Source organism: Kribbella sp. NPDC054772, from assembly GCF_053611945.1.
Window position 1 is genome coordinate 67,522 of sequence record NZ_JBSHBJ010000032.1, and the last position, 7,042, is coordinate 74,563.

6 protein-coding genes are annotated in these 7,042 nt (G+C 68.1%); 2 read left to right on the forward strand and 4 right to left on the reverse strand.

The window, feature by feature from the left end; translation table 11 throughout:
* Positions 1-9: 9 nt before the first annotated feature.
* The gene (locus ACWGID_RS33780; RefSeq protein ID WP_452203390.1) at positions 10-660 is read left to right on the forward strand and encodes a hypothetical protein; all 651 of its coding nucleotides are present in this window, start codon (positions 10-12) and stop codon (positions 658-660) included.
* Between the two features lie 45 nt (positions 661-705).
* Complete coding sequence (locus tag ACWGID_RS33785) at positions 706-1,677, forward strand: EamA family transporter (RefSeq protein ID WP_452203391.1); 972 nt, start codon at positions 706-708, stop codon at positions 1,675-1,677.
* Here ACWGID_RS33785 and ACWGID_RS33790 read toward each other — a convergent pair.
* From ACWGID_RS33790 to ACWGID_RS33805, 4 genes are all read right to left on the reverse strand, one after another.
* Positions 1,670-2,821 (reverse strand): alanine--tRNA ligase-related protein, encoded by a 1,152-nt coding sequence (locus ACWGID_RS33790; protein ID WP_452203392.1) that lies wholly within the window; start codon positions 2,819-2,821, stop codon positions 1,670-1,672. The genes ACWGID_RS33785 and ACWGID_RS33790 overlap by 8 nt on opposite strands.
* A gap of 194 nt (positions 2,822-3,015) precedes the next feature.
* On the reverse strand, positions 3,016-4,128 hold the full coding sequence (locus tag ACWGID_RS33795) for a glycosyltransferase family 4 protein (RefSeq protein ID WP_452203393.1): 1,113 nt from the start codon (positions 4,126-4,128) through the stop codon (positions 3,016-3,018).
* 7 nt (positions 4,129-4,135) lie between these two features.
* The gene (locus ACWGID_RS33800; protein ID WP_452203394.1) at positions 4,136-5,380 is read right to left on the reverse strand and encodes a M48 family metallopeptidase; all 1,245 of its coding nucleotides are present in this window, start codon (positions 5,378-5,380) and stop codon (positions 4,136-4,138) included.
* Positions 5,373-6,893 carry a hypothetical protein gene (locus tag ACWGID_RS33805; RefSeq protein WP_452203395.1) on the reverse strand — a complete coding sequence of 507 codons (1,521 nt, stop codon included), beginning with the start codon at positions 6,891-6,893 and terminating at the stop codon, positions 5,373-5,375. The genes ACWGID_RS33800 and ACWGID_RS33805 overlap by 8 nt, the downstream gene beginning before the upstream one ends.
* Positions 6,894-7,042: the final 149 nt, after the last annotated feature.

Consider the following 7,042-nt stretch of genomic DNA (forward strand, 5'->3'; position numbering starts at 1 on the left):
AATGCTGCAGTGGAGACGAGTACGCGGCACACCCGGCGGTGGCCGGCCTCACTGGCGGTCATCGCGGTCCTGATCCTGCAACTGCTGGTTCCGACGCAGATCAACGCCCTTCCGCGCTGGCTGATGCCGGTTCTCGGTTTCCTGCTGCTGGTGCCGCTGGTGTGGATGAACCCGTTCCACCTCCGCCGCGACGAACCCTGGCTGCGCTGGGTCGAGCTCGTTCTGGTCGGGGTGCTGGTCCTGGTGAACGCCTACTACCTGGCCGGGATGATCTTCTTCCTGAACAACGGCGACGCCAACGAGGGCGGCGTGCTGGTGAAGAGCGCTGTCCTGATCTGGGTGACGAACGTGGTCGCGTTCGCCGTCTGGTACTGGGAGATCGACCGCGGCGGCCCGTTCGCCCGGGCGCCCGAGCACGAACGGCGTACCGAGCGGCCGGATCTGTTGTTCCCGCAGATGACGGTCGACCTGCCGGGCTGGAAAGGCTGGCTGCCCGGATTCACCGACTACCTGTTCGTCTCGTTCACCGCCGCGACCGCGTTCAGCCCGACCGACACGATGCCGCTGAGTGCCCGAACGAAGACGCTGATGGGGGTCCAGTCCGCGATCTCGCTGCTGACGATCGCGATCATCGCGGCCCGTGCCGTGAACGTCCTCTGAGATCTCTCTCGACAGCTCTGTAATGGGCGTGAGACCGTTATGCTCATGTACAGCACGAAATCAGTGGGGTTGGGGTTCGCGGTCTTCTCCGCGATCACGTTCGGGGGGTCGGGGCCGTTCGCCAAGGCCCTGATCGGAGCGGGTTTCACCCCGCAGCAGGCAGCCTGGTTACGGATCCTCGGCGCCGCCGCGCTGCTCGTGCCGCTCGTGCTGGTGTTCCGCGGTCGCGCCGGAATCCGCGCGGCGCGGGCGTCCTGGAAGTCACTGGTCCTCTACGGCCTGACCGGGATCGCCGGATGTCAGACGTTGTTCTTCGTCGCGGCCAGCCGGCTGCCGGTGGGCGTCGCGTTGATGCTCGAGTTCTCCGGGCCGGTGCTGGTGGTGGCGTGGCTGAAGTTCGGGCAGAAGGTCGCCGTACCGCGGTCGGCCGCAATCGGGGTGAGCATCGCGGTCGTCGGTCTCGCGACCGTGGCAGAGATCTGGTCCGGGTTGCGGCTCGACCTGGTCGGCCTGCTCGCCGGACTCGGCGCGGCCGCGTGCCAGGCGACGTACTTCATCCTGATCGACAAGTTGACCGGGGCCGCCGATCCGCTGGTGATGACCGCGGCGGGCAGCGTGGTCGGAGCCGTCGTCCTGACCGCGATCGCGGCCCCCTGGGGTACGCCGTGGCACGTCCTGACCGACACGATCGCGATCGGTCACCGGCAGGCACCCGGGTGGCTGATGGCGACCTGGCTCATCGTGGTGAGCACCGTGGTCGCCTATCTGGCCGGCGCTGCCGCGGTCCAGCGATTGTCGGCCGCGATCGCCGGTGCGGTCGCGTACGTCGAGGTTGTCGCGGCCTGCGTCTTCGCACTGATCCTGCTCGGCGAGACCCTGCGGACCAACCAGATCATCGGTGGCGCGATCGTCCTGGCCGGTGCCTTCGTGGCCCAGTCGTCGGTCGGGAAGGTGGTGCCCCCGGAGATCCCGGACACCGACACTCCCCGCACCGACCTACTGGATCCGGTCATCTGAGCGAATCCACCAACTCGCGCGGCAGGCCGTGCGTGTCGTGCAGGTACTCGTAGTCGGTGTCGTCGAGCGACTTGTGGAAGCGCTCGTGGCTGAGCACCTTCCGGCCGCGGTCGAGCAGGTTGCTGAACCGGATCTCCTCGTCGATCAGGATCCGCCGGATCAGCGTCACCGTCTCGCCCTGGTGGAAGTGGTTCAGGGTGTGCTCGAACAGCTCGATCGGCACGTCGGACAGCGACCGGGACTCGTCGTCGCGCCAGAGCACCGTGAGCATCCGGCGGATCAGCCGGCGCAGCACGTACCCGCGGCCGGTGTTCGACGGGTGCACGCCGTCGCCGACGATCACGATGCTGGAGCGCAGGTGGTCGATGACGATCCGGCGAGATCGCTCGTCGAGCTTCCACATCGACGGGATGATCCGCATCCACGGCTCGAACAGAGAGGTCTCGTACACCGACTGCTTTCCCTCGAGCAGCATGGTGAGCCGCTCCAGGCCGAGCCCGGTGTCGATGTTCTGCTGCTTCAGCTCGTCGAGCGAGCCGTCGTCGTGTCGGCGGTAACGCATCATCACGTGGTTCCACACCTCGACCCAGCGGTCGTCCGTGGTCGGCGTACCCTCCGGGTCGCCGTCGCCGGTCCAGATGAAGATCTCCGAGTCCGGGCCGCACGGACCGGTCGGGCCGTTCGACCACCAGTTGTCGTCGGTGGTCAGCTCGACCGGCAGACCGAGCTGCTGCCAGGTGGTCAGCGACTCCTGGTCGAGCGGCACCTGGTCGTCACCGCCGAACACAGTCACATACATCTGCCGCGGGTCGAGTCCGAAGCGCGTGGTCAGCAACTCGTAGCCCCACTTGAGGGTCTGGCTGCTCCCGTAGTCCCCGAGCGACCACGAGCCGAGCATCTCGAACACGGTCAGATGGGTCGGATCGCCCACTTCGTCGAGGTCGGTGGTGCGCAGGCAACGCTGAATGCCCACGAGTCTGCGCCCCAGTGGATGAGGTTCACCTTCCAGGTACGGCGTGAGTGGATGCATCCCGGAGGTCGTGAAGAGCACTGGATCACCCAGCCGCGGGATGAGCGTGGACCCGGTGGTCGGGACGTGGCCACGGTCGCTGAAGAAGTCGATGAAAGTCCTGCTGATGGTCATGATTCCGTCCTTGTGAACTCGGACCGGAACCAGACCACCGGGCTACAGAAACAACAACACCGGCGAACCGTTTCCGGTCGCCGGTGAAAGTTTCGAGGATGTCAGGCAGCGGCAGCCGGGGAGCGGGAAGCTCGTACGGCTGCGGCAAGTCGGAACATCCGGTGCATGGTCGCCAGAGTACACGACTTGCAACGTCAAATGTCCAGTAATTGCTTCAGCGTGGCTCCGGAGCGTGTCCAGGTCCAGTTCTGCTCCACCCACGCGCGGCCCGCGGCGCCGAGCGCCCTCGCCTGTTCCCGATCGGTCAGCAACTGCGTGATCCGCTCGGCGACCGCCACCGGGTTGTACGGGTCCACGAGATAGCCCGTCTCGCCGTGCCGGACCGTGTCCGGCGTACCGCCCGAGTCGCCCACCACCACTGGCTTGCCGGTCGCGGAGGCCTCCAGCGTGACGATCCCGAGCGCCTCGGGCTCCAGGCCGAACCGCCGGGTTCGGCAGGGCATCGCGAACACATCGGCCGCGTCGACGTACGGCGGGATGTCGGCCCACGGCACCGCGCCGGTGAACACCACCGATCCAGGTACCTCGCCGGCGAGCCCTTCCAACCGCTCACGATCGGGCCCGCCCCCGACCAGCAGCAGCTTGGCGGACGGCACCGTGGCGAGTACCCGCGGCCAGGCGCGGATCAACGTGTCCTGGCCCTTCCGCGGGATCAACCGGGAGACGCACGCGACAACCGGGACGCCTTCGAGACCGAGCCCCTTGCGGATCTGCTCTCCCCCGCAGCCCGGGAAGAACCGGTGCGTGTCCACACCGGGAGTCAGGCGGCGCATCCGACGTACGGCCTGTGGAGACAGCGCCGGCGCGATCCGGTCCGCACACCACGACGAGACCGTGGTCATCGTGTCCGCCGCGTCGCCGATGCGGCGCAGCGCCTGCCGTGCACCGGGTACGCCGGCCCACCACGTCTCATGTCCGTGGGTCATCGCGACGATCTTTCGCGCTCCAGCCCGTCGCAAGGCCGGTCCCATCAACCCGAGCGGCGCGGCGGCGCCGAACAGAATGCGGTCGGCGTCATGCTTCCGCATCAACTGCGCAGCCCGCTTCGTGACGCGAGGCGTCGGCAGCAGCATCGACGTCCGGTCCCGAATCACCGGGAACGACAGCGTCGCGTCGTACGCCGTGTCCGCCGGTTCGTGGGAGGTGTAGACGACGACGTCCGGCAGTTCGTCGCACAGTGAGCGGACGAACGACTCGATCCCGCCCTGCCGCGGCGGGAAGTCGTTGGTGATGACCAGGACTGCCATCGTCAGCTCATCGTTGGGCCAGCGGCGGGACCGGCCCGGTGTTCTGCGCCGCCCACGCGCGGCCCATCGCGATCCGCTCCGGCGCGGTCGGGTGGGTCGCGAACATCCAGTACCGCCAGGGGCTCGGGTCGAGACCGGAGATGTTCCGCACCGCCAGGTCGTGTTGCATCGCGACGAAGTTCTGCGGATCGTTCGTCAACCGCAGCGAGTGGTAGTCGGCCCGGGCCTCGATCTTCCGGCTCACCACGTTCTGCACCGGGGACGCAAGCGTCGTACCGGCGACGACCAGCGCGACGAACACCCCGACCCGTCGCGGATCCGCCATCCGCGACCCGAGCAACAGATACAGCAGCGTGATCGCGAACGCCGTCCCGAGCACCCCGATCAGCGTCCCGTGCAGTACGTCGTCCTCCGCGGCGTGCCCGAGTTCGTGCGCGACCACGAGCCGGATCTGCGCCGGCGGCGTGTCCTTCAGCAGCGTGTCGTACACGACCAGCCGGCGCGTCGACCCGAACCCGGACACGTAGGCGTTCAGCGCCGTCGTTCGTTTGGAGGCGTCCGCGACGAGCACATCCTTGACCGGGACGCCGTCCGCGGCCGCGAGCTTCAGGAAGTCGTTGCGCAGGGCACCGGCCGGCATCGAGGTGAAGTTGTTGAACCGTGGCTCGACCAGCACCGGGTACGCGAACGACACGCCGAGCACCAGCAGCGCCGCGACGATTGCTCCGGGCAACCACCAGCCCTGCGGCCGGCGTTTCGCGAACGCCATCAGGACTACCGCGATCACCGCGACACCGAGCGACGTGAGCGCCCAGTTGACGCCCCGGTCCCAGACCCACAACCGCCAGTTCTCCACCGACAGGCCGTACTTCAGACTCACCCGCTCCGCGAGGACGTCGGTCGGCACGGTGAGCAGGTTGGTGATCAGGGCGATCCCACCGACCACCACCGGTACGGCGAGCCACCACGGGCGGACCCGCAGACCGTCGTACAGCCGGCGGCCGAGTGGGCTGAAGCCGATCACCAGCGGGACCACGATCGAGATCACCCAGGACGTGGTCGACCACGGCAGGATCTCGTGCCGGAACGCGTCCTGACGGGCGATCCCGGCGGTGGTGAAGTCCAGCGTGGCATCAGGTTTCGGCAGGTCGATCAGGTGCCACGGGGTGGTGACCGCGATCGTGAAGACCAGCGCGAGCGCCAGCAGACCGCCGGCGACGCGGGGCGCCCACCGGCCGGGCGGCTTAGGCACCGGCGAGCCTCTCCAGATACTTCTGCCACTCCACGACGAACTCGGCCTCGGTCATCCCGAGCACCGACTTGAACGCGTCCGCCAGCCCGGTCGACGACCTCGACGCGTGCACGGTCCGGTAGAACTTCACCAGCTTCGCCTGGCCCTCACGCTCCGCGATCAGGCGGCAGGCCAGCCACGCCGACTCGTACGCCTGCGGCAGCTCGGTCGCCGACGCCGCGAACGCCTCCGGCGTCGGCAACGTCTCCGGCACCTTGCCGGCCCGCACGGCCTTGAAGAGCTCCTTCGCCGCCGACTCGTCCTGCACCGGTACGGCGGTGAACGCGACATAATCCGCGAAACCCTCGGCCAGCCACAACGGCACCGGCGACGCGGTCGCGGTCGACGCGACATGGGTGGTCTCGTGGGTGAGCACGATCCGGCGGCCCTGCTTGCCGAGCTCCTCGAACAGCTTCGGGTTCGCCACGATCCGCACCGGCGCACCGACCGCCGGCTGGTCCAGTTCGGCGAAGGTGACGGCGGCGATCTGGGTGTACGTGTTCGGCTGGGCGCCGAGGACACCCTCCATCTGGCTCTGCTTGGCGGGCAGGTAGACGACCACCTTCTGCCGCCAACTCTTGCCCCAGACCTTGCTCACCGACTCGACCGCCTTGTCGGCGACCGAAACGTAGCTCCGGGCCTCGGACTCGGAGTCCAGGCTGATCACCAGGCTGTGTTTGCCCTTCGCCACGTCCACCGCACCGAGCGCCCAGACCGGCTTGCGTTGCCCGGCGGCGAACCGCTCCGAGAACGATGCGGCGTAGGTTTTCCCGTCCCGGATGACGAACGTCACAGGCAGCGTCTCGCGCGCGGGCTTCACGTCGTACCCCGTGAGTTGCCAGGAGACCTCGACCTGGGCCAGCCAGGACTGGCTGCCGCCGAGCTGACTCTGCCGGTCCGGGGTCAGGGCACCGATGTCGTCGCTCACGTAGCGCAACTGGAACGTACCGATCGGGAGCGTGGTCAGGTTGCTGAAGATCGTCCGCGCGCTGGCCCGGAAGTCCGTGGCCTTCGGGTCGATCGTGTTCAGGAACTCGGTGCGGTTGTCGTTCTCGACCGCGTCGGTCATCTTCTGCAGCACGGCCTCACCGGCCACGGCCCGCTGGACGCCGGCCTGCGCCTGGTCGGGCGTCGACGCACTGGACGCCGGTGCGTGGGCGCCGGGCGCGTTCGGGTCGGCCGGCGCATTGGCGATGTGCTGAAGTCCGGCGTACCCCGCTCCGGCGACCAGGCAGACGGCGACGCCGAGGGCAACCTTCTTCAGGATCGGCGCGAACGGCGGGCGATGCTCGTCGTCCGCCGGCGGGCGGTGACCATCGTCCGGAGGCGGAGGCGCGGCGTACGACTGCCCTTGGTGCTCGATCAACTCCGTTACGTCATCGGAGGACGGGATCACCGGCAGCGGAACCGTATCGCCGTGCTCGTCGATCACCTCGGCCCCTCGCTGCTCACCTGCCCCAGTCAGGTGGGACACCCAGCCTCCTCCGACACTACGGCATCACCACACAATGACTCGGGGGCGGGGGGGGGTGACCCGGGCCCGCCGGTGTTTGAAAAGTTTAAATGGAGCCCCGGCGGGCCCAGGTGGTTTTATTGGAAAAGAGAAAGCGGGGGGTTGAACAA